Origin of the sequence: Ruminococcus flavefaciens ND2009 (genome assembly GCF_000621785.1) — a bacterium.
GTDB lineage: Bacteria > Bacillota > Clostridia > Oscillospirales > Ruminococcaceae > Ruminococcus > Ruminococcus flavefaciens_C.
On record NZ_KK211346.1, the window covers coordinates 424,688 to 447,915 of the forward strand.

Annotated in this window: 21 protein-coding genes and 1 other RNA gene; 11 read left to right on the forward strand and 11 right to left on the reverse strand. The window is 45.0% G+C overall.

The annotated features are described in order from the left end of the window. Window positions 1–4: 4 nt before the first annotated feature. The 6 genes from tilS to T488_RS0108765 form a co-directional block, all read right to left on the reverse strand. The gene (gene tilS, locus T488_RS18765) at window positions 5–1,342 is read right to left on the reverse strand and encodes a tRNA lysidine(34) synthetase TilS (protein WP_051536404.1); all 1,338 of its coding nucleotides are present in this window, start codon (window positions 1,340–1,342) and stop codon (window positions 5–7) included. After that, a complete protein-coding gene (gene dnaB, locus T488_RS0108745) occupies window positions 1,342–2,697 on the reverse strand; it encodes a replicative DNA helicase (protein ID WP_028520449.1) in 1,356 nt (451 codons plus the stop codon). The genes tilS and dnaB overlap by 1 nt, the downstream gene beginning before the upstream one ends. 12 nt (window positions 2,698–2,709) lie before the next feature. After that, window positions 2,710–3,156 carry a 50S ribosomal protein L9 gene (gene rplI, locus T488_RS0108750; protein ID WP_028520450.1) on the reverse strand — a complete coding sequence of 149 codons (447 nt, stop codon included), beginning with the start codon at window positions 3,154–3,156 and terminating at the stop codon, window positions 2,710–2,712. 25 nt (window positions 3,157–3,181) lie between these two features. Further along, window positions 3,182–5,152 carry a DHH family phosphoesterase gene (locus T488_RS0108755; protein ID WP_028520451.1) on the reverse strand — a complete coding sequence of 657 codons (1,971 nt, stop codon included), beginning with the start codon at window positions 5,150–5,152 and terminating at the stop codon, window positions 3,182–3,184. A gap of 22 nt (window positions 5,153–5,174) precedes the next feature. After that, the gene (locus tag T488_RS0108760) at window positions 5,175–7,019 is read right to left on the reverse strand and encodes a ribonuclease J (RefSeq protein WP_242838319.1); all 1,845 of its coding nucleotides are present in this window, start codon (window positions 7,017–7,019) and stop codon (window positions 5,175–5,177) included. Window positions 7,020–7,538: 519 nt separating this feature from the next. Continuing rightward, on the reverse strand, window positions 7,539–8,780 hold the full coding sequence (locus tag T488_RS0108765; protein WP_028520453.1) for an alanine/glycine:cation symporter family protein: 1,242 nt from the start codon (window positions 8,778–8,780) through the stop codon (window positions 7,539–7,541). 117 nt (window positions 8,781–8,897) lie between these two features. Between T488_RS0108765 and T488_RS0108770 the strand changes: the two genes are divergently transcribed. The 3 genes from T488_RS0108770 (at window position 8,898) to rnpB (ending at window position 11,182) form a co-directional block, all read left to right on the forward strand. Next, window positions 8,898–9,350 carry a PH domain-containing protein gene (locus T488_RS0108770; protein ID WP_028520454.1) on the forward strand — a complete coding sequence of 151 codons (453 nt, stop codon included), beginning with the start codon at window positions 8,898–8,900 and terminating at the stop codon, window positions 9,348–9,350. Then, a complete protein-coding gene (locus T488_RS0108775; RefSeq protein WP_028520455.1) occupies window positions 9,340–10,803 on the forward strand; it encodes a PH domain-containing protein in 1,464 nt (487 codons plus the stop codon). Before T488_RS0108770 ends, T488_RS0108775 begins: the two co-directional genes overlap by 11 nt. Window positions 10,804–10,835: 32 nt before the next feature. Next, window positions 10,836–11,182, forward strand: an RNA gene (gene rnpB / locus T488_RS18815) — RNase P RNA component class A. 37 nt (window positions 11,183–11,219) lie between these two features. On the opposite strand, the gene T488_RS0108780 is transcribed toward rnpB, so the two are convergent. From T488_RS0108780 to T488_RS0108790, 3 genes are all read right to left on the reverse strand, one after another. Next, window positions 11,220–12,083, reverse strand: a complete 864-nt coding sequence (locus T488_RS0108780) for an AraC family transcriptional regulator (protein WP_028520456.1) — start codon at window positions 12,081–12,083, stop codon at window positions 11,220–11,222. A gap of 67 nt (window positions 12,084–12,150) precedes the next feature. Continuing rightward, entirely contained in the window at window positions 12,151–12,405 is a 255-nt protein-coding gene (locus tag T488_RS0108785) for a hypothetical protein (protein ID WP_028520457.1), read from the reverse strand. A gap of 50 nt (window positions 12,406–12,455) precedes the next feature. Next, window positions 12,456–13,277 carry a DNA-3-methyladenine glycosylase family protein gene (locus T488_RS0108790; RefSeq protein WP_028520458.1) on the reverse strand — a complete coding sequence of 274 codons (822 nt, stop codon included), beginning with the start codon at window positions 13,275–13,277 and terminating at the stop codon, window positions 12,456–12,458. Between the two features lie 111 nt (window positions 13,278–13,388). Between T488_RS0108790 and T488_RS0108795 the strand changes: the two genes are divergently transcribed. The 5 genes from T488_RS0108795 to T488_RS0108815 all read left to right on the forward strand — a co-directional run bounded on the left by T488_RS0108795 (window position 13,389) and on the right by T488_RS0108815 (window position 17,670). Continuing rightward, window positions 13,389–14,276: a TPM domain-containing protein gene (locus tag T488_RS0108795; RefSeq protein ID WP_028520459.1), complete on the forward strand. Its 888-nt coding sequence runs from the start codon at window positions 13,389–13,391 to the stop codon at window positions 14,274–14,276. Between the two features lie 23 nt (window positions 14,277–14,299). After that, complete coding sequence (locus T488_RS0108800; protein WP_028520460.1) at window positions 14,300–16,156, forward strand: ABC transporter ATP-binding protein; 1,857 nt, start codon at window positions 14,300–14,302, stop codon at window positions 16,154–16,156. 39 nt (window positions 16,157–16,195) lie between these two features. Beyond that, window positions 16,196–16,888: a GTP pyrophosphokinase gene (locus T488_RS0108805; protein ID WP_028520461.1), complete on the forward strand. Its 693-nt coding sequence runs from the start codon at window positions 16,196–16,198 to the stop codon at window positions 16,886–16,888. Between the two features lie 146 nt (window positions 16,889–17,034). Then, on the forward strand, window positions 17,035–17,337 hold the full coding sequence (locus tag T488_RS0108810) for a hypothetical protein (protein ID WP_028520462.1): 303 nt from the start codon (window positions 17,035–17,037) through the stop codon (window positions 17,335–17,337). Between the two features lie 99 nt (window positions 17,338–17,436). After that, entirely contained in the window at window positions 17,437–17,670 is a 234-nt protein-coding gene (locus tag T488_RS0108815) for a YdbC family protein (protein ID WP_028520463.1), read from the forward strand. A gap of 30 nt (window positions 17,671–17,700) precedes the next feature. Here T488_RS0108815 and T488_RS0108820 read toward each other — a convergent pair whose 3' ends face one another. Together T488_RS0108820 and T488_RS0108825 are read right to left on the reverse strand one after the other, a co-directional pair. After that, a complete protein-coding gene (locus T488_RS0108820; RefSeq protein ID WP_037297621.1) occupies window positions 17,701–18,564 on the reverse strand; it encodes an undecaprenyl-diphosphate phosphatase in 864 nt (287 codons plus the stop codon). 62 nt (window positions 18,565–18,626) lie between these two features. Continuing rightward, the gene (locus tag T488_RS0108825) at window positions 18,627–19,295 is read right to left on the reverse strand and encodes a Crp/Fnr family transcriptional regulator (RefSeq protein WP_028520465.1); all 669 of its coding nucleotides are present in this window, start codon (window positions 19,293–19,295) and stop codon (window positions 18,627–18,629) included. A 103-nt stretch (window positions 19,296–19,398) separates the two neighbouring features. On the opposite strand from T488_RS0108825, the gene nrdD reads away from it, so the two are divergent. The 3 genes from nrdD to T488_RS0108840 all read left to right on the forward strand — a co-directional run bounded on the left by nrdD (window position 19,399) and on the right by T488_RS0108840 (window position 23,226). Beyond that, window positions 19,399–19,665 carry an anaerobic ribonucleoside-triphosphate reductase gene (nrdD, locus tag T488_RS0108830; RefSeq protein ID WP_028520466.1) on the forward strand — a complete coding sequence of 89 codons (267 nt, stop codon included), beginning with the start codon at window positions 19,399–19,401 and terminating at the stop codon, window positions 19,663–19,665. Window positions 19,666–19,739: 74 nt separating this feature from the next. Continuing rightward, complete coding sequence (locus tag T488_RS0108835) at window positions 19,740–20,291, forward strand: NADH peroxidase (RefSeq protein ID WP_028520467.1); 552 nt, start codon at window positions 19,740–19,742, stop codon at window positions 20,289–20,291. 163 nt (window positions 20,292–20,454) lie between these two features. Further along, on the forward strand, window positions 20,455–23,226 hold the full coding sequence (locus T488_RS0108840) for a glycoside hydrolase family 3 protein (protein WP_037297816.1): 2,772 nt from the start codon (window positions 20,455–20,457) through the stop codon (window positions 23,224–23,226). Window positions 23,227–23,228: the final 2 nt, after the last annotated feature.

The window sequence follows — 23,228 nt, forward strand, 5'->3', positions numbered from 1 at the left end:
TTCTTTATGATCGTATAAATGAAATTTCAAGAAAACGGGCTGTATTGCTTTCAGGGGCAATTCTATCGGCGATGCCGAGACTTTCAGCCAGGATCGTCCCCTCCTCGTCTTCGATAAAGAGAAGACCGTTCCTTTTTTCAGGCGGGATCTTTTCGTTGATAAGCTTTTTTATCGAGGAAGTGAAGTTCCTGCCTTTAAGTCGTATCCTGTCGCCATACTTTCTGGTACGCACAATAAGCCTTCCTCTTATTTTATCATAATCAAGCAGATAAAATGTGGATTTTTTGTGAACAGCTTCAATTTTCTTCAAATTATCACATTCAAACAGATCGCATCTGACAGTGCAATTGTCACATATAATATTGTCACCGAGCTGAAGAGGCATTTCCACAACTATTTCAGCCTCGTCCGTGATAGTTCCGAGACTTACTGAGCCATTTTCTGCTGTAAGATAAATATTACGCGAAATATTAAGCTTTCCGCCGTTCATGAGAACATTATCGGCATCCTCGAGCCGCTGATGTGAGTAGGGGAGCTTATTCTCAGAGAGAAGCCTTGATATACAGCGTTTTCTAATAACAGGCGGATATTCCGAAAGTCCGTTAAGACTATTTACGTGCCTGCATTTTTTCATTGCAGCGTCTGTATCTGCTTCGATAACAGCATTCTCCTCCCTGACCGTCTCAAGGGTATTTACGGAGGTGGCAACAACGGAGCTGTTTATCTCCTCAAGAAGGGGAATGATCTTATGTCTGATCTTATTCCTCGTATAATCATCTGAGAGATTAGTGCTGTCGGTAACATAGTTTTGCCCCGATACGCTTAGAAATTCTTCGATCTCAGCCCTTGTAACTGTCAGCAGGGGACGGATGATATTCTCACGGGTGCATGGGATACCTGCAAGTCCTTTTATGCCTGTACCGCGAGTGAGATTAAGGATAACAGTCTCCAGATTGTCATTTGCATTGTGAGCAGTGGCAAGCTTTTTGCCCTCTGAGTGCTTTGCAAACTCCTCGTAACGCATTATCCTCGCAGTCTCTTCTGTGGATCTCTGCCATATTTTCGACTGACTGATAACGTCGCAGCGCACTGCTGTAAAGGCTATATCAAGACTTTTGCAGAGCTCACGGCAGAACTCCTCGTCGCCGTCGCTCTCCTTGCCTCTGATACAGTGATTTACATGTAGAGCTTCAACGCTTATACCCAGTTTCTCTCTTAGCTGATACAGTGAAAGCAGCAGGGCAACACTGTCAGCGCCTCCCGAGAGACCGCAGACTACTGTATCGCCGCTGCTGAGCATATTATTTTCAGTTATAAACTTGTAAACCTTAGCTAACATCATTATACATTTTCGGGAGGAGTCTCATAATCAGGATTTGAAAACCTTGTATACTGACCGTCCCATATAAGTTCGACAGTACCCGTTTCACCGTGACGGTTCTTTGCAACGATACATTCGGATATATTCTGTCTCTGGCTTTCCTTATTATAATAAGCCTCTCGATAGAGGAAAAGAACAATATCTGCATCCTGCTCGATAGATCCGGATTCACGCAGGTCCGAGAGCATGGGGCGCTTATCGGTACGGCTCTCAACAGCACGGGAGAGCTGCGAAAGGAGGATGACAGGAACATTAAGCTCCTTAGCCATTACCTTGAGCTGACGTGTGATCTCACTGATAACGGTAACACGGTTATCAGAATGTGATGTGGATTCCATGAGCTGGAGGTAGTCGATGATGACCAGTCCGAGATTTTTTGTACGCCTCAGCTTAGCCTTCATCTGCTGAACGGTCATACTTGCGGTATCGTCGATGTATAGGGGGAGTGAGCTGAGGTAGCCTGCGCTGGTAGCAAGCTTGACCCAGTCATCGCCTGAGATCCTTCCGTTTCTGAGCGTGTTTGACTCGACAAGAGCCTCTGTGGAGAGTATTCTCGTAGCCAGCTGCTCCTTTGACATTTCCAGGTTAAAGGTAACTACTTCCTTTTCAGCGCGTCTTGCTACATTTGTAGCAATATTCATTGCAAAGGAGGTCTTTCCCATACCGGGACGGGCAGCTATGATTATCAGGTCAGACTTGTTAAGACCTGAAGTTATGCTGTCAAGAAGCGTGAAGCCGGTCCTCGCACCAACATACTTGTCCTTGTCGGGACCTGAGATCTTTCCCAGTCTGTCATATGCCTCGGCGATAGCCTCCGAAAGGGGAACAAGTCCGCGTACATCGCGTCCCTGTCTTATATCATATATCTTCTGCTCGGCAGAGTCCAGAAGAAGCTGGGCATTCTGCTCACCTGACTGCACTTCCTCAAGAATAGTTCTTGCGACGTAGCTGAGGCTTCTCAGGAAGTATTTGTCGGCGACGATCTTGCAGTAGCTTTCGATATTTGCGGTAGATGGGAGCATATTGCCAATCTCTGCAAGATAGCGTCTTCCCTCAGCCGCACTTTCAAATATATGCTGCTTTTCTGCTTCATTGAGCACCGTTACAATGTCAACAGGGAGACTCATTGAGTTCATTTGCAGCATGATCGAGAAAAGTGCTTTGTGCTGATCATTGTAGAAATACTCCGGCTTTATGAGCTCAAGGACGTCAGAGAGCACTGATGGATCAGAAATAATAGCTCCTAAAACGGACTGCTCCGCCTCGATACTGTGGGGCAGTTCGCGGGCGGAGAGCAGGATTTCATTTTCGTCCATATTATTCACCGATCAGCCTTCTGTAACTTCCACATCAACTGTCTCGGAGATACCGTTATACAGCTTTACTGTGGCAGTATAGGAGCCGAAGTTCTTGATGTCTGTGCTGAGAGTGATCTTCTTCTTGTCAACGGTCACGCCGACCTGTTCTGCAAGAGACTCTGCAACGTTGGCGCCGGTAACTGAACCGAAAAGCTTGCCGTTGGAGCCTGCCTTTGCTTTGATGTTTATCTTTTTGCCCTTGAGCTTGGCAGCTGCGTCCTTTGCATTCTGAATATCAACGTCGATCTTGTGCTGAGCGGAAGCCTGAGCGCCCTCCAGCTTGTTCATATTCTCGGGAGTTGCCTCAACAGCAAGACCCTTGGGGAGGAGCATATTGCGTGCATATCCGTCTGCAACGTTCTTTAATTCGCCCTTGTTACCTGAGCCTTTTACGTCCTTTAAGAAAATAACCTTCATATTTATACCGACCTTTCTTTAATAATTATTCCGAAGTATTCCTGCGGCAGTCATCTATTGCGTAGATAAGTGCTTTTACAGCTTCCTCGACAGAGGCGCCTTCAAGCTGAGTTGCTGCCATAGTCTGGTGACCTCCGCCGCCCAGCTGTTCCATAATGACCTGAACATTTAGTGCGCCGAGAGATCTTGCTGATATATTTACTGTGCTTCCTGTCTTGTATATGACAAATGAAGCGTCAACGTCTGTTATGCCGAGGAGCTCGTCGGCAGCCTGAGGTGCTACGAGCCTTATGTCATCTGATTTGAAATCAGCAGCTGCGATAGCGCAGTTGTTATGTATCTTTGCAGAAGCGACTATCTGGGTCTTTCTTCTGTAAGAGTCGATGGAATTTGAGAAAAGGAGCTTTACAGCAACCGTATCTGCGCCCATTTTCTTCAGGTATGCAGCAGCTTCAAAGGTCCTTACGCCTGTTCTCATGACGAAATTCTTTGTGTCAAGCATAATACCCGCAAGCAGCGCGTCGGCGTGACAGCTTGCGAGCTTTTCGTCGGAGCCGTAATTAAAATACTGTATTATCTCTGTTACCATTTCCGAAGCTGACGAAGCGTAGGGCTCATGGTGGAAGATAACGGCGTCGTCGATGAAGTTTACTGTCTTCCTGTGGTGGTCGATGACTACAACAGATTTCGCCTTTTCGTAGAGATCGCGGCTTTCCACATAGTCCTTATTATGGGTATCAACTATAATGAGCATATCATGGGGACCTATCATCTCCTCAGCTTCAGCGGGGGTGATAAAGAGTCCGCAGTTTGTTTCCTCGTCAACAATATCAATAAGGTTATTTGCGAGGTTTTTTGAGCGGTCGACGGCGATATATGCTTGTTTGCCCAGTATCTTCAGTGCTCCTGCCATACCGCAGGATGCTCCTACAGAGTCCAGGTCACCGAAGCGGTGCCCCATGAGGAATACTCTCTCCGAGCTCATAATAAGATCCTGCATAGCATTTGCGATAATTCTGGTCTTTGATCTTGAACGCTTCTCAACGCCCTTGGAAACGCCGCCGAAGAAACGATAGCCGTTATCTGTCTTGATAACAGCCTGATCGCCGCCTCGTCCAAGAGCCATATCAAGGCACTGTCTTGCGATGCTCTCGCTTTCGGAAAGGGAGGAAGCTCCCTGACCGACACCGATAGAGAATGTGAGAGGGTATTTTCCTGCGATCTTGATGTTCCTTGCTGCGTCGAGTATCTTGAACTTATCGTCGATTATACCATTGAGATGACGGTTTTCGATGATTGCGAAGAATGTATTTGAGGAGGTCTTCTTTATGAAGCCGTTGGTCTTGCTCATGAAGTTTTCGATGAGCTTTTCGGTCTCAACAGATGTCTGAGCTTTTTCGCTCTCCTTTGCATTCTGCATAATGTCGTCATAGTTGTCGATAGTTATAACGACAACATTAGGGTGAGACTCGTCCATGGTCTTCTTCATTGCGAAGTAATTGGTTTCATCATGAAAATAAAGGACCAGGAAGGACATATCGTTCTTGTCGAATTTTTCGGCAGTTACATCATATATACTGCCGTTGATGGGACAGATAGCCTTTCCGTTGGATATGAGCGAATCAATATCCATCTTCACGAAGCCTTCAAAATCATGTCCGTAAACGTCCTGACCCAGACCTATCTTTTCCGCAAAGATCTGGTTATACCAGACGAACTGCCTGTGATCGTCGATAACAGCCACAGGTGCTGGGAGGAAATTCATGAATTCAGCAGCAGAGCTTTCAAGATGCTTGTTCATTTTTGAGATATGCCGCATTGAATTCCTTGAATAGATGATAGTATAGATAATGCAGATAAAAATGATAACGGCAGATGCCAGAAACAGCCAGTCTGCTGTACGGTCGGTTTTACCGATCAGCAGATAAGTGGTGATCATTGTACCGAGCGCAAGCAGGTGCAGGATCATCAGAACTGCCGGAAATTTCTTTTTCACCTTTAAGCTCCTTTCGGAAAGATCATGTCTCCATAATTATAGGAAGTATCATAGGACTGCGCTTTGTTTTCTGGTAGATGTAATCAGAGAGTGCGTCACGGAGCTTGCCCTTGAGAGAATTCCACTCCCTGAGCTCGCTTGCAGAGCAGTTTGCAAGAGTATCCGAAAGGAGACTGCGAGCCTCTACCATAAGTTCTTCCGATTCGCGTACATAAACAAAGCCTCTTGATATTATATCAGGACCTGCAACTATCTCATTGGTGCTCTTTTCGATGCCGATAACTATGATGATAAGTCCGTCCTGAGCCAGATGCTTTCTGTCCCTGAGGACGATGGAGCCAACGTCGCCTACGCCGAGACCGTCAACGAGGACACGTCCTGCGGGAACCTGTGAAACGATCTTCATAGTATTTCCGTCAGTCTCAATAACGTTGCCTATTTCAGCAATAATGACATTTTCTCTGGGCATACCCATCTGAAGTGCCAGATCGGCGTGCTTTTTAAGATGCTTGTACTCACCATGAACAGGAATGAAGAACTTGGGCTTGGTAAGTGACTGCATGAGCTTGAGCTCCTCCTGGCAGGCGTGTCCCGAAACGTGTACCTCGTACATAGCTTCATAAACCACCTCTGCGCCCGATTTCATGAGCTCGTTGACAACTCTTGTAACGAATTTCTCATTGCCGGGGATAGGAGTTGCTGAAATAATGATGAAATCCATAGGAGTGATATTGACCTTTTTGTGGTCATTCATAGCCATTCTGGTAAGAGCGGACATAGGCTCGCCCTGACTTCCTGTGGTTATGAGAACTATCCTTTCGCTTTCATAGCGGTTCATCATTTCAATATCTATGATAATACCGTCGGGGACATCAAGGTATCCCAGCTCAATAGCGGTATTGATAACATTGATCATGCTCCTTCCGAATACAGCTACCTTTCGTCCGTATCTTACGGCGCAGTTGATGATCTGTTGTACACGGTGGATATTAGAGGAGAAGGTAGCGATGATAATACGCTTGCCTTCACCCTTCTGGAACAGCTTATCGAAAGATTCACCGACTGTTCTCTCCGAGTGGGTATATCCGGGACGCTCGGCGTTGGTGGAGTCAGCCATAAGAGCAAGAACACCTCGGCTTCCAAGCTCGCCGAAGCGGGCAAGGTCGATGATCTTTCCGTCGATGGGAGAATAGTCCACCTTGAAGTCGCCTGTGTGGACGATAACGCCTGCGGGAGTGTGTATAGCCATACCAACAGAATCGGGGATAGAGTGGTTGACCTTGATGAATTCAACAGCCATACAGCCCATTTTTACAGTCTTTTTAGGTTCAACCACATTGAGGTTGACCTTGCCGTAAAGTCCCTGCTCCTTGAGTTTGCCCTCAATAAGACCGATAGTGAGCCTTGTTGCGTAAACAGGAACATTGATCTTCTTGAGAAGATAAGCAAGACCGCCGATGTGATCCTCGTGACCGTGGGTGATGACGATACCTCTTATCTTATCCTGATTGCGCTCAACATAGGTGAAATCAGGGATAACAATGTCAACGCCGGGCATATCCGCATCGGGGAAGGCAAGTCCGCAGTCGAGAATGAACATATCGTTTGAGCACTCGAATACAGTCATGTTCTTGCCGATCTCGTTGAGACCGCCCAGTGGGATTATCCTTACAGGAGTCTTCTTGACTTCCTTGGGCTGTCTTGTACGCGACCTGGGCTTGGCAGAAGCAGTCTTTTCGGATTTTGCAGCAGTTTCCTTCACTGCTTTTTCCTTAACCGGCTTTTCCTTTAAGTTTTTTTCCTTTGGAGCAGCAGTTCTCTTTCTGTAAGTTCTTTTAGGAGCCTCAGTGCTATTCTTTCTGGGCATGGTATTTTTCTCTTTTTCGTTCACTATATGACCTCACTTTCAAAAATCGCAAGACCTCTGCATGAACGGCGCAGAAGTCTGAAAAAGGTATGTAAAAGGTCCCGGAATGTAAGATCAGATCGATCTTTACTTTCAAAAGGCGATAAAAAGACTGACCACACAGAAAACAGGGAACGTACAAGCTCTTTTTTGAGCAAAACCTGTATGGAACATATGTGATCCTGAAAATATATTTTTCCGAAAACCCGATGAACCGCCTATCGCCCAGCGGTCCTATATCTTAATGACGATCTTTCTCGTCATAAAAGCCGTAATAATTTTATATAAAAATACTCATTGTTAATTGCCGTCAGAGCATAATTATTCACACTATAATTATACAAAAACAGGAGCTTAATGTCAATAGCAAAAGTGGATGAAATAAACATTTGGCATTATCAATAAATTTTTATCATTGTTTTAAATAATTGTGGTGCGGGAGATTTTCTGCTATATGTGTTATTGACTAATAACGGGACTTTATTCATTTTTTACCTTCTTTGCAAGAAACAGCAGTCCGATAACGTTAGGAATCATCATCAGTCCGTTGAATATATCGGAGATAGTCCAGAGAAGTTCCGACTTAAAAATAGCTCCCGATGCTGCTGTTAAGGCAAATATAAACGAAAATCCTTTGCATTTTCCATTTTTGAAGATATAAAGGAAAGCAGTTTCGCCGCAGTAATACCAGCCAATCACTGTGCAGAAAGCGAATACAGTCATGACAGCAGCGAGTATAGGTTCGGTATTTTTGCCTGTAATTGACGAAAAAGCCTGCGTAATATCGTTTTCTGCACCGCTGCACAGAAGTGTAAGTGCTGTAAGTGTACAGCAGAGCATGGTATCCGTGAAGACCTCCAGCATACTGCACATTCCCTGATTTTTGGCGGATCGGCTGGTTTCAGATGAACTGTGAAGGAGTGGGGAACTCCCGAGACCTGCTTCATTGGAGAAGACACCGCGCCTTACGCCGGCAGAAACAGCAGCAGACATGGTGTATCCTACTGTTCCTCCGACTGTCTGTTTAAAGCCAAAAGCCCCGCCGATGATCTCTGCAAAGGCTTCGGGAAGCCTTTCGGCATTCATAGCTATCACTGCAACACATATGACCGCATAGACTAATGAAACGGCAGGAAGAAGCAGCTGAGCGGCATTCCCTATCCTGGAAGCTCCTCCTCTGACGGTAATAATAACCACAATAAAAATAATAAATCCCAGAACAACGGGAGATATATCTGTACATTTTCTGATACAGCCGCTCATGCTGCTTATCTGTACCATGCCTCCCATACCAAATGACGTCAGAATGCAGCAAACAGAAAAAATGACGGCAAGCAGCCTGCTTCCGAGCCCTTTTCTGAGGTACGCCATGGGACCATGGATTTTATTATCGCTGTATATTGCAGATAGATAGTTCTCCGCATAGACTGTAGCCATTCCCAGGAATGCTGATACCCACATCCAGAATACCGCGCCTGCTCCGCCGATCGCAAGGGCAGATGCTACACCTGTGATATTGCCAGTGCCCATTGCAGCTCCAAGCGCCATACAGGAGGTCTTCAGCTGTGAACGGACTTCTTTTCCGCTTCTGATCTTATCCAATATGTACGGGAACATTCCCAATTGTATAAACCGAAGCTTTACCGTAAAAATTATCCCTGTCAGAATAAGCAGGCATACAGTGGGAGCTCCCCATACCACAGCGTTTATTCTTTCCGCCATATTCGCACTCTTTCCGCGATTTTATCGCAATAAAGTTTACAATTTGTTTTAAAATTATGTTTTACATTAAATAGTATTTGTGTTATAATAAAAATATACTGCGAAAGGGGGCGGAAAATGAAACAATTCTATCCTGACAGGCATTGTCTTACAACTATGAGACTTTTGATAACTGCGGCAGTGGTCATTATTCTGTTTGCCATCAGATACTTCATACCTGTAGATAAGATAGTTATGCTCAGTATCATCGTAATTATTGCTATTGCCTGCTTTGAGATGTTCGTACATCTTCCTATGTTTTTCAATTCCATCAGCTATTCCGCCACCAGTACAGAAGTTACCAAGAGCAGCGGCGTTTTTATAAAAGTACACCAGTCGGTGCGCTATTCCTCAATTCAGTATACGACAGTTATAAGCAGCCCTTTTTCCCAATATACAGGCTTTAACTTTATAATATTCTTTGTTTACGGCGGACAGCTGAGGCTGCTTTTCCTTAAACAGGCAGATGCACAGGAGATAATCAGGCTTTCGGGAAGCGTCAGCGTAAAGGGGGATAAGTATGTGCCGTGAACATCCTCTGAAGATACTCAAATATTCGGTAAAGAATATCTGGCTCCTGATCTTTCCTCTGCTGAGAGGCATATACACCTATCACTTTGACAAGAACTGGTTCTACAGTTGGGTGCAGGGTGCGTGGTTCGATATTGCAGTACTGGGCGTCATTATTATTTTCGGTTTTACACGATGGGCTTTCTCAAGGATCGACTTTACAGCGGACGAGCTGGTACATCGCGACGGCGTTTTTGTGAGAGTCAATACCTATATCCCTTTCAGAAACATAAGCTCCGTTACGGTTGAGAGACCTATATATATGGCTCCATTCGGTGCCATGAGGTTCAGATGTGACACAAGAGCGGGCATTTTCAAGACTGTGGATCTTAAGCTGCTTGTGAGCAACAGGACCCGCAGAAAAATTATGGAGCATATGCTCGATGTGGACGAAAAAAAGAAGATAGAGGGCATACCACAGCCCACTGCGCTTTCAATACTGCTGTTTTCTGTGTTTTTTTCAAGTGGATTTTCGGGGACTGTCTATCTTGCCACATTCTTCTTCAAGGGAGGAGACATCGCCTACAACATCATAAGCCGTTCATTGAACATAATCACTCTTGAAACAGCTAAGATAACGGAAAAGCTGGTACTAAAAATACCGACAGCTGCTATTTTCATAGGCGTATTCTTTATTGCGTCCTGGTTCCTTTCATTTCTTGTCAACCTGTTCAGATATGGAAAATTCAATATTGAGTGCGATAAGAACTGTATGAAGGTTGGCTACGGTATAATCGACCGCAAGGAATACAGGATAAAAAATTCTCATATAAATTATACTGACCTGCGTCAGAACCTTATAATGAAGCTTTTTGGAGCAGTTGCGGTCAACATAAGCTGTGCAGGCTATGGATCGTCAAAAAACAGACTTCCTGTACTGCTTCCTGTCAAGCACGAAAAGAGTCTGGGCAAGAATTTGCAGGTCATAGGCATATACAGCGGCATTGATAACGACTACAGTGCTCAGCCTGCGGGTATCGGCTCTTATCTGCTTATACCCCTGCTTATTGCAGCGCTGATAATCCCGTCCCACGACTGGATCGCGAGGCTGTTCCCGCGCTTTGCAGAGCTTTCCTTCTTCGTTGCTGTCATGCTGGAGATACCTGCGGTGTGGTTCATAATTGTAAAATTTGTGGCGCTGCTCACCAGCGGCGTTGCACTTTATGATGATAAGATAATGATACGCTGCTCCGCCTGGACAAGATTTCACACAGTAGTCTCTGAGAAAAACAAGATAGTAAAAATGGAGCTTGAACAGAATCTGCTTCAGGCTCTCAGCGGACGATGTGCCATGAGCATATGGTTTGAGGGAGAGGAGCACAGACGCTTTAAGATAAAGGCGATGAAGGCTTCGGAGGTTCGTAAGATAGCAGGTAAACTTGGCTATCAGCTGGCAGAAAAGGTCAGAACTTGACTTTTTTTGAGAAAAATGGTATTATATTCAGGTGAGCAGACTATGCGGTAGCGGAAACGATATAGTTTACGAGGAAAGTCCGGGCATCACAGAGCGGGGTAGCTGCTAACGGCAGCCGAGGGCGACCTTAGGGCAAGTGCAACAGAGATATACTGCCGTCTTTATGGCGGTGATGGTGGAAAGGCGAGGTAAGAGCTCACCAGAGCGCTGGAGACAGCGCTGCTATGTAAACCCTATCCGATGCAACGTCTATTGGTGCCTGTTATCTTAACGTCGGCTCGGCGGATAACAGGTAATGACGGCTTCAGCTTGCCGGCGACGGTAAGCGTAGATAAATTACCGCACACGACAGAACCCGGCTTATCGGTCTGGTCATAAAAAAAAGAGAGCTTATGCTCTCTTTTTTTGTTTATATATCAGTCCCTCCACATTTTTCTGTAGGAGAAGCAGGTAAGGTTCTCGGTCTTTTTGAACTGCCTTGCGAAATAGCTTTGATCGTTGAAGCCGCAGAGGTGCGATATTTCCTCAACGGATTTATCCGAGAAACGCAGCAGCTTCTTACCGTAGTTGATACGGGCGGTGATTATATGCTGGAATATGGTCTTTCCGTATATTCTCTTGTACTCACGGGTGAGATAATACTTGCTTATGTAGAACTCGGATGACAGCTTTTCAAGAGACAGATCCTCGTTGAAATGGTCATCTATATAGTTGTGTACAGCCGCCAGCTTCTGCTTTAATGCTGAGTCATACTGCTGAGCTGTATTGTTGACCGTAAGGGAAAGGGTCAGCAGATCTACTATCAGCTTTGAGGTGGTTATCTCAGCATCGGGCAGTTTCTTATCATTTATATCGATTATATCAGTAATGGCTGATACGACTTTATCGAAAAACGGAGGTCTGAAAACATTCTTGGACTGAGAGATGAAGTAGTCGTAGTACTGCTGAGAGGTGCTTCCGTTGAAGTGTACCCACATAAGCTCCCAGGGGTCGTTGGCAGAGCTTTTGTAGAAGTGGGATATACGGCAGTCAAGGAAGAAGCAGTCTCCCTTGCCGAGGGGATATGTCTCGTTGCCGATAGTAACTTCGCCTCTGCCGCTGATAACGGCGGCGATGAGGAAGGAATCAAGATTATGTCTCTGTGTAGCAGCGGCGTCTTCAGTCTTCAGACAGCCTGTTTCCTGAATATAGAAAAAAGTATTTTTGGCAGCAGGGCTGGGCGTGCAGATAAGACGCTTTGACAGCTTGTTCCTGAAGCCGTTGGATCCGTGTATTTCCATAATAAACTCCTTATTGGCAGAGCATATGAAGGGGAGGGGCTCTGCGGCAATACTCAAGTATACCTTTTCAGATGATCTTTATAAAAAGCAGTATCAGCGAAGCAGCTGACGCGGAAATAATGAGTATTTTTCCGGCGCCCAGTTTCCTTGACCTTTTCTTGTTATATGGGGCTATCCTGCTGTAAAGTCTTTCTGCCTCGTCATGCGGGATCATATCGGGAATGATACTGACATTGGGTCTCAGATAGAATACTGCACGTTCAAAATATAAACTGTCAGGATCGTTGATCTCGACTATTCTTTTATTGACACCTTTAAGCATAATACCTCCGCAATAGTTATTTGCAGTAAGTATTGGCACTTTGAGGGCACTTATTCAGACTGAGAGTCAAGATTTCTTATGTAGTGGAAGAGATACTGCTGGGCGATACCGCCTTTTTCAGCTGCAAATGCAGGAAATCCGTCGGGATAATATTCTGCAAGAACTCTTTTTATCCATACATCCTTCGGAAATGCCTCTGTACGGTACATACCAAATAAAAGCACACACTCGGCTACCTTAGGTCCTACTCCTTTTATCTTCATAAGAGCTGAGCGGGCTTCATCAATTGGCATTGCAGCTATTTCACTGAGTTTTGATTCTCCGCTGTAGACTTTAGCCGCAGCGTCGGCAATATACTTTGCTCGGAAGCCGCTTCTGAGGTATGTAAGAGATTCCTCGGTCTCCTGAGAAAGCTTATCAACGTCAGGGAATTTACCGTGATAATGTTCGCAGAGCCTGTCGATTATGCCTTTAATACGGGGAATGTTATTATTCTGGGAAATAATGAAGGAAATAAGGCACTCCCAGCTGTCTTGACGGAGCAGGCGTATGCCGCCCGCAAAGCTTACAGCCTTTGCAAGAGTCGCGTCCTCGGAAAAGCAGCGTTTCAGCTCGGAGTAGTCGGTCTCAAAGTCAAAATAGTTTATCCATTTGGAAATAAAGTCATTTTCGTCGGTGTCATGGAATATAAAGCTTCCCTTGTCGGTCTGGGATACTTTGAGCTTGTCATTCAGGAATGCTCCTTCGTATGTTGAGATATAGTCCGAGGGGATCTTCTTCCAGCGGAATGCCTGTCCGCAGTCGAGGGTCTCATCAAGATCCAGGTCGGGTTCAAAAACTATAATATCATTTCCCTGAACACGATAATCCATATTTTTACTCCTTTTCTGAAAATATTTGATCTGAATGAGGGTTTGCACTTGATTTTTCTATTAAATTATACTAAAATATAATAGTAAATACAAGAGCAAGGAATGATTTTTTTGAAAAAATTCATATCTTTTACAATGGCGGTGCTGGCATTGGGACTGTTTTTGTGCGGTTGTGCCTCAAAAAGCAGTAATGACAGCAATAGTAATACCGAGGCAACAAGTCAGCCCTTCACCGAAAGGGAGGTCGAAACTGCTGAAGGAACATTCATATTTGACAACGCTGGATTGCTCAGTGCAGATGACATAAAAGTCTGCAACGACTACGCGGGCTGGCTGTACTCTCAGAAGCTTATTAATGCCGCTGTAGTTACAACAAACGATCTTGGCGGAAAGTCTCCGTCCGACTATGCTCTGGAGCAGTACAACAAGCTGTATGAGGGTAAGGGCAGCGGTCTGCTTGTGCTTATAAACAATGATACCAATGAGGATTGTATCTGGAGAACCGGCTCTTGTCTTTCAGATATAAGCCAGACCTCCGAGGATAATGCTGTATACTGGGCTACAAAAGAGATAGTCGGCGGCAGCTACAGGCGCGGGATACTTCGGCTTCTCCAGCTCGGTGAGCTCTGCACCGATCATATCGTTGACAACACCCAGCTTTTCAGCTATGACGTCATGACTTCACTGGAAAAAGCGCTTGCTTCATGTAAGTATGATGTTACTCTGCTTGCATCAAGGAACGGTTCATCAACTTCAAACGAAGACGTTCTTAAAAGCTATTACAAGCGTAAATATAAGAGCGGAGAAGGCATTATGCTGATGGCGGACACAAATACCAAGACTATGATCGCTTATTCAGACGAAAAGCTCCCTGTTAAGCTCAATCAGGCATTGATAGAAGCAAATAAGCTGACTGCTAAGGATGACTACTTCGGCGCTGTCAACAAGATAATCGATGCACTTGACGGAAAAACAGCTTCTGTGGACAAGACGGAATAAAAAGATTCAAGGAGTTGATAATTATGCCGCCTATAGGTGGACCAAGAGGAATGGGCTACCTCACGGAAGAAGAAAAAAAGAACCGACCGAAGGTAACAAAGGAGCTTCTTAAAAGGATCTTCTCATATCTCAAGCCCTACTGGAAGCAGATGCTGGTTGTGCTCATAGCAATAATCATTTCATCAACGCTAAACCTTCTGCCCTCGGTACTGACTGGTAAGATAATCGACGAGGGACTTATCGGACGAAGTCTTAAAAAGCTGATAATCTTTATCGTGCTCTCCCTTTGTGTGACTCTGGGTGCAAATCTCATCGGAGTTCTTGAGAGCTACATGAACACCTGGATCGCTCAGCATATCACCTATGATATGCGCAATAAGATGTATGCTCATCTCCAGAAGATGTCCCAGAGGTTCTTTACCTCCAATAATCAGGGAGACATCATAACGAGAATGACCAGCGATATTTCCGGCGTCCAGCAGATAATCACCAACACTCTTACAAGTATACTGTCGAACTCCATCACCCTTATCGTTGCGATGATAGTCATGTTCAGGCAGAACTGGATACTTGCTATAGTGGGCATACTTGTAGTGCCGCTTTTTGCGATACCAACAAGAAGCGCAGGTAAGACCCGATGGTCTATTACAAAGGAGTCCCAGGCTTGCAGCGATGAGATAAATGGTATCCTCAACGAGACCATGTCCGTCAGCGGACAGCTTCTCGTGAAGCTCTTCGGCATGGAGCAGACTGAATACGAAAAATACGAAAAAGTCAATCATAAGATGATAAAGCTGAATATCCGCGAGGGTATGGCAGGACGCTGGTTCAGAGTTGCGCTTACAACCTTTTCCAGCATCGGACCTATGCTCATTTACCTTGCAGGCGGTATACTCATGATGAGGTTCGATTCAAGCCTTACTGTCGGTGACATCACTGTTCTTGTTGCGCTTCTCGGTAAAATGTATGGTCCCGTGAACCAGCTTCTCAATATTCAGGTCGACTGGATACGCTCAATGGCTATGTTTACAAGAATATTCGAGTATTTTGATATGCCTGTCGAGATAGAGAATGCTCCCGATGCTATAACTCCGGACAAAGCTCCCGAGGGAGAGGTGGAGTTCAGAAATGTGGGTTTCTACTATGACAAGGAAAGACAGATACTTGAGGACATAAACTTCAGACTGGACAGCGGCAAATGTATCGCTGTTGTCGGTCCTTCAGGCTCGGGAAAGAGTACACTCGTAAACCTTATCCCCAGACTTTACGATGTCACAGCAGGTACCGTTCTTTTTGATGGTACGGACGTTAGAAAGCTTGACCTTGCGTATCTTAGAAAGCATATCGGTATTGTCAGCCAGGAGACCTACCTGTTTAACGGTACTATCCGCGAAAATCTTCTCTATGCAAAGCCCGACGCCACGGAGCAGGAGCTTATAGAAGCCTGCAAACAGGCTAATATCTATGAATTTATCGAAAAGCAGGAGACAGGTCTTGACACTGTAGTGGGCAACAGGGGTCTGAAGCTCTCAGGCGGCGAAAAGCAGAGAATATCTATTGCGAGAGTTCTGCTAAAGGATCCTGCCCTCATGATATTTGACGAGGCAACATCTGCTCTTGATTCTATCTCCGAGCAGAAGATACAGGACGCCATCGAGCCTCTTATCTCCTCACGAACAAGTATACTTATCGCTCACCGTTTATCGACTATACTTGCGGCGGACGAAATACTCGTTATCAAGGACGGCGTTATCTCGGAGAGAGGTACTCACAGCGAGCTTGTAAATAAGGGCGGTGTCTATTCCGAACTATACAGGACTCAGTTCAGCAAGGCGGAAAGCGGTACAGACCGATTTGAATACACAGAAGGCGAGGACTAAACAGAAATCTCCCGTCGGACAGAAAGGAAGGATATACACATGGATGAAAAGGAATTCTACATGGAGGCATTTGACAACCTGCCTGCACTTACAGACAACAATGAATCGGTAAAGGAGACCTTCTCTCACGTTTTTTATGATTTTTTGCAGTTGTCTCATCTGTATGACTCGGCTATAGAAGTCGTAAAGACTTACCTCAATATACTGGACAACGAGTTCAGCGTAAAATTCCAGCGTAATCCAATACATAATATTGAGAGCAGACTCAAATCTCCGCAGTCTATCATAGGAAAGCTCCAGAAAAAGGGACTTCCGCTGTCAACAGATGCTGCAAGAAAGAATTTACTTGATCTTGCCGGAATACGCGTTACCTGCTATTACATAAGCGACATCTACGCTCTTGTGGATATGCTCGGCAGACGTGATGATTTCACTGTCATCAAGCGAAAGGATTATATAAAAAAACCCAAGCCCAGCGGCTACAGAAGCTATCATATGATACTGAATGTGCCTGTGTATCTCTCGACACACAAGGAGTATGCCCCGGTTGAGATACAGATAAGGACAATTGCTATGGACTTCTGGGCAAGTCTTGAACATCAGCTCAAGTATAAGACCTCTGCGGAACTTACTCCGGATATATCCGAGGAACTGAAACAATGCGCAGAGCGTATAGCTGAGACAGATATTCAGATGCAGCGCATTTATATGCAGATAAATGATATGGAATGAACAAAAGCTCACCTGCGGGTGAGCTTTTTCGTCAAAATATGCCTTTAAGCCTATGGTTTTACAAAAAAATACCCGTTCACAGATATGCTCCTCGGTGATATAATTGACTTACAGAATAAATATCACAGAACAGAAAGGAGCACAAAATGTTCGGGATCGTTAAAAAAGTCAAACATGAGGTAGTGGACAGAACGCTGTATATGGAGATATTCGGCGATAATAAGGTGGCGTATCGTGTACTCAGCGGGAGAATGTCGCTTTTCGGTGACGAGGTCATTACATACGGAGTAGAGGTACTTGACCACAGGAGCGGCGAGAAGGAGTGTATACCTGATTTTTCTCGTAATATCGAGGATGCTGTCTGCTTTGCCGAGTCGCTTATCAGCGAAAGGAGCCGCCCGCGCCAGCTCTACAGCAAAGCTCTCGATTATCTTCGCGTCTCTATATGATAAAAAATTTTTGTCCGGCGGTTGCATTTTCCCTGAATATATGATATAATGTAAACTTGTAACGGCAGATAAGCCGCATATCGAAAGGAGAGGTAGTATATGGCAGAGTTAAAGTATGAGATAACCGAGAAGATCGGTGTGCTGTCCGAAAACGCAAAGGGCTGGACAAAGGAGCTCAATATGGTCAGCTGGAACGAGCATGACCCGAAGTATGATATAAGAGAGTGGTCTCCCGATCATTCAAGAATGGGTAAGGGCGTTACTCTTTCAGCGGACGAGCTTGCTGAGCTCAAGGAGCTTCTTGCAGGCATTGATCTTGATTCATTTGAATAATAAAAAAGCAGCTCGTTGAGCTGCTTTTCTTTATTTTATTAATGCTTTTGCACCAAAGTATATCAGTACCAATATACCAAGAACAATCCGGTACCAGCCGAATACCTTGAAGTCGTGCTTTTTGATGTAGTCCATAAGGAATTTGATAACGACTATGGAAACGAGGAAAGCAACTACCATACCCGTGAGCAGTACGGCGAGCTCGCTTCCCGAGAAGTTGAAGCCGAATTTTACAAGTTTGAGAAGGCTTGCACCGAACATTACAGGGATTGCAAGATAGAAGGTGAATTCTGCTGCAACAGTTCTCGATACTCCGATAAGGAGAGCACCTACGATAGTAGCCCCCGAACGTGAGGTTCCGGGGAATATTGCCGCGATAAGCTGGAACACACCGATTATGAATGCTGTATTGAAGCCAAGCTCTGCAATAGTGTTTATCTTGGGCTTTCTGCCCTTGTTCCAGTTCTCTATGATGATGAAGGCTATACCGAAAACAATAAGTGCAATGGCAACTGTCCATGGATTATAGAGGTGTTCGTCGATCCAGTCATCAAGAACGAGACCGATAACGGCAGCGGGAAGACAGGCTACAAGGACCTTGAACCACATCATGAAGATGTCGGTCTTTATCATTTTGCCGAATGGCGTCTTGTTGAGAGGGTGAGCGTTGTTTTTTCGTCCGAAGGGCCACAGCTTTTTCCAGAAAATGACTACAACAGCCATAATCGCGCCCAGCTGGATAACAACATCAAACATTTCCTTGAACTCATCCGACTTGTTAAGGTTCAGGAATTCTCCTACAAGGATAAGATGTCCTGTGCTGCTTATGGGGAGCCATTCGGTGACTCCTTCCACAATACCGAGGATTATTGTTTTGATTATCTCCCAGATCATATATTGTATTGTTCCTTTCAGTTAAAATACAAGGTCAATTATATCACATTTACAATTGTATGTCAATTGTCAGAATCGTGATTTCTGATGAGTTTGAATTTCCTTTTTGAAATAGTAAGGATACCGGCATTTTTCAGTCTCGTTATCTCACGCTGGAGGGCACTTCTGTTGACACAGAGGTAGTCTGATAGAGCAGTAGTTGAGAATGGTATCTGAGGACTTTTTCCCTCGGGAGTTTTTTCCTCGATTATCCTAAGACAGCTTATCAGCTTATCCTCGATAGAGCGCTGGCTTAGCACTTCGATACGCTCATTGAGCGATATTGCCTTTTCGGACATAAGATCAAGAAGGTTTTCGACGACTTTTGAGTGACACTGACAGGCGTTCTCACACCTTTTGGTGATTTCTGAACGTCTTACGAACATTATATCACAGTCTGTCTCTGCTATTATCTCGATGCCGCTTCTCTGTGAAGCCGTAAATGTGAAGTATACTCCGAAAACGCTCTGTTCGCCGAGAGACTCCATTATGGAGCGGACTCCGTTTACGTCATATCTTACCATAACAGCTGTTCCGCTCAGAACAATCCCAAGTTTATCGGGATTATCCGAATAGTCCATGATCCTGCTTCCAGATTTGAATTTTCTTATATCCGCATTGAAACAGCTTATCATTCTTCGGCAGTCATTCGGATCTATTCCTTTGAAGAGTACGTTATCTTCAGGTAACATAAAAATATCCTCCATTGTTGCAGATGCAACAGATTTTTCTTTTTCTTTATGATACAATATATTCAGACAAAAGTCAATACTATTCTATATGGAGGTCTTCACAATGAATGTAAAAGTTATAGGCGAACAGCTTTCTCAGAACGAGATCGACGCATATATCGACTACGGCAGGAAGAAGTACAGTGACCGAGAGATTATCGGTATGACTGTAAAAACTGACGGCGACTACGTTGATCTCCAGTATGATTTTGCAAAAGATATTCCTTTTGACAGGATCAGAAGGATCACAGGTTATCTTGTAGGTACTCTTGACCGTTTCAATAACGGCAAGCGCGCCGAGGAACGCGACAGAGTAAAGCATTCAGTATGATCGTCCCTTTGCGCGGAGGGAGCACATCTTCCGCAAGGGTTCAATTATAATCAAAACAATGGAGGTATACTATTATGAAGAAATATGTCTGTCCCGTATGCGGATACGTTCACGAAGGAGATGCACCACCTGAGAAATGCCCTCAGTGCGGCGTACCCGGATCTAAGTTTATAGAGAAGGAAGCAGGCGAGAAGCTTGTATTTGCTTGCGAGCATGAGCTCGGCGTTGCAAAGGCTGTTACAGATCCTGAGATCATCGAGGGCCTTCGTTCAAACTTTACGGGCGAGTGTTCAGAGGTAGGTATGTATCTGGCAATGGCAAGAGTTGCTTATCGCGAGGGCTATGCTGAGATCGGCGCTTACTGGGAGAAGGCTGCATTTGAGGAAGCAGAGCACGCTGCAAAGTTTGCTGAGCTTCTCGGTGAAGTTCTTTCATCTTCCACAAAGGAAAATCTCGAAAAGAGAGTGGCTGCCGAGCACGGTGCTACAGAGGGCAAGCTGAAGCTTGCTAAGAGAGCTAAGGAGCTCAACCTTGACGCTATCCATGACACAGTTCACGAGATGGCAAAGGACGAGGCTCGTCACGGCAAGGCTTTCGAGGGACTCCTCAAGAGATACTTCGGTTAATATATACATATATGACTGGCGGGGCAACAGCCTCGTCAGTTTTTTTTATTTTCATAGCTCAATTATTAATATTTTGTGTAAATATGACCAAAAGACTTGAAATCCGGAAGCAAATTTGTTATAATGTATTCATAATGTTCTGAACGGAGGTTATACTGTGAAAATGGTACTTGACTGGAATAAATACATTGAAAAAGCGGTAAACACTGTATCGGAAGGTATAGTTATGCTGAAAAATAACAATGGAGCCCTCCCACTTGATATGAATGAGACGGTTTCTGTTTTCGGTCGTATACAGTTCCACTACTATAAGAGCGGAACAGGCTCGGGCGGTATGGTAAACGTTTCAAAAGTAACAGGAATACTTGACGGTCTTCTTGAGGCAGGCGTGAATATAAACGAGGAACTTCTTGGTATTTACAGGAAATGGGATGAGGAAAATCCTTTTGAGCAGGGGTCAGGCTGGGGCGGTGAGCCCTGGTCACAGAAGGAAATGCCTATTGATGATGACGTTGTAAAAAAAGCGGCTTCTGTCAGCAAGAAAGCTATTGTTATTATCGGACGCACGGCAGGCGAGGAACAGGATCTGCGCCTTGAGGAAGGTTCTTATCTCCTTAGCAAGACCGAGACCGATCTGCTCAGGAAGGTAAGAAAGTTTTTTGATAAAGTTATAGTTCTGCTCAATGTGGGCGGACTTTTGGACCTTACCGATATTGAGGACTGTGCTCCCGATGCGCTGCTCTATGTATGGCAGGGCGGCATGACAGGCGGCACAGGAACGGCTGATGTTCTTACGGGAAAAGTCAGCCCATCAGGTAAGCTTCCCGATACTGCTGCAAAAAAAGTGTCGGACTATCCCTCTGATCCCTATTTCGGCAATAAGATCAGAGAGCCTTATACAGAGGATATTTTTGTCGGCTATCGCTGGTTTGAGACATTTGCAAAGGACAGTGTTCTTTATCCTTTCGGCTTCGGTCTTTCATATACTACATTTGATATTGCTATGACATATGCAAAAAATACCGAGACTGAAACTGTTATAGACGTCAAAGTTACAAATACAGGCAGCTACAAGGGCAAGGAGGTAGTTCAGGTCTACTGTGAGGCACCGCAGGGCAGACTTGGCAAGCCTGTAAGAGTACTCTGCGGCTTTGAGAAGACAAAGGAGCTGGCTCCGGGAGAGTCCCAGTCGCTGAAAATAAAGATCAATCACAGGGACATAGCTTCATATGATGATAATAATAACTCTGATACAGCTTATTCCTGGATACTTGAAAAGGGAAAGTATACTTTCCATATTGGAAGCAATGTAAGAAATTGCACAGATCATTTCCATTTCGAGCTTGATAAGGATGTTGTTATAGAAAAGTGTGAACAGGCGCTTGCTCCTGTAGTTGAATTTGACCGTATAAAGGCAGTTACTTCAGATAACATTCTTACGGCGGTTAAAGAGAAAGCTCCTCTCAGCCTCGTTGATGAAAAGCAGCGCCTTCTCGCAAGTATACCTGCTGAGATAGAATACACAGGTGACAAGGGGCTCAAGCTTGCTGATGTCAAGAACGGCAAGTGCTCCATGAATGAGTTTATTGCACAGCTCTCCGATCATGACCTTTCCTGTATAATAAGAGGAGAAGGTATGGGAAGTCCGAGAGTTACAGCGGGAACGGCTTCTGCTTTCGGCGGAGTTTCCGATGCGCTTACAGCATTTGGCGTACCTGCGGGCTGCTGCGACGACGGTCCCTCGGGTATGAGGCTTGACTGCGGCACCAAGGCGTTCAGTCTTCCTAATGGAACACTTATAGCTTCTACATTCAATAAAGAACTTATCGAGGAGCTGTTTACCCTCGTAGGAATGGAAATGGTCGCTAATAAAGTCGATTGCCTTCTCGGGCCCGGCATGAATATTCATCGGCATCCCCTCAACGGAAGAAATTTTGAATATTTCTCGGAAGATCCTTTCCTCACAGGAAAAATGGCTTCTGCCGAGCTGAAAGGACTTCACAGCGTCGGTGTTACGGGTACAATAAAGCACTTCTGTGCTAACAATCAGGAAACTAACAGACATACAGTTGACTCGGTGGTTTCTGAACGTGCTCTCAGAGAGATCTACCTCAAGGGATTTGAGATAGCTGTCAAGGAGGGCGGCGCAAAGACTATAATGACCACGTACGGTTCACTGAACGGCGTATGGACAGCAGGAAACTTTGATCTTAACACAACAGTTCTCAGAAAACAGTGGGGCTTCAGGGGCTTTACCATGACAGACTGGTGGGCGAATGTAAACTTCCGCGGGGAAGAACCCAAAAGAAGCTATTATGTCCCAATGGCAAAGGCTCAGAATGATGTGTATATGGTCTGCTCAGACAGCTCCTGCGTGGATGAAGATATAGAAAAGGCTGTTGCAGACGGCGTTCTGACGAGAGCTGAGCTTCAGAGAAATGCTGCAAATGTTCTTGGAGTGCTTCTCGATACTCACGCAATGAAGCGTATTATGGGCGAAAAAGATGCAGTTGAGATCATCAACAGGTATGACAGTGAAGGAGATGGCGATGAGCCTGTAACTTTCTATGAGCTTAACGAAAGATTCACTCTTGATCTTAATGGTGTTAAGAGCGTCAAGGGTGAGAATTACTCATTTGCTATAATTGTAAATCAGCCTGGTTTTTATAATGTAACTGTTACCGCTTCGTCGACACAGAGCAGTCTTGCTCAGATCCCCATGACATTCTTTGCAATGGGCACACCCTGCGGTACGTTTACCTGGAACGGTACGGACGGCAAGCCTGTTTCCTACACCAAAGAGATACCGTTTTTCTCAAAATTCACAGCCGTAAGGCTCTATTTTGCTCAGAGCGGACTCGATCTTCACAGCATTGATTTTGAGCTTGTGAGAACAGTTGATAATATGGATATAGCATTTGCTTCGGAGGATTAACA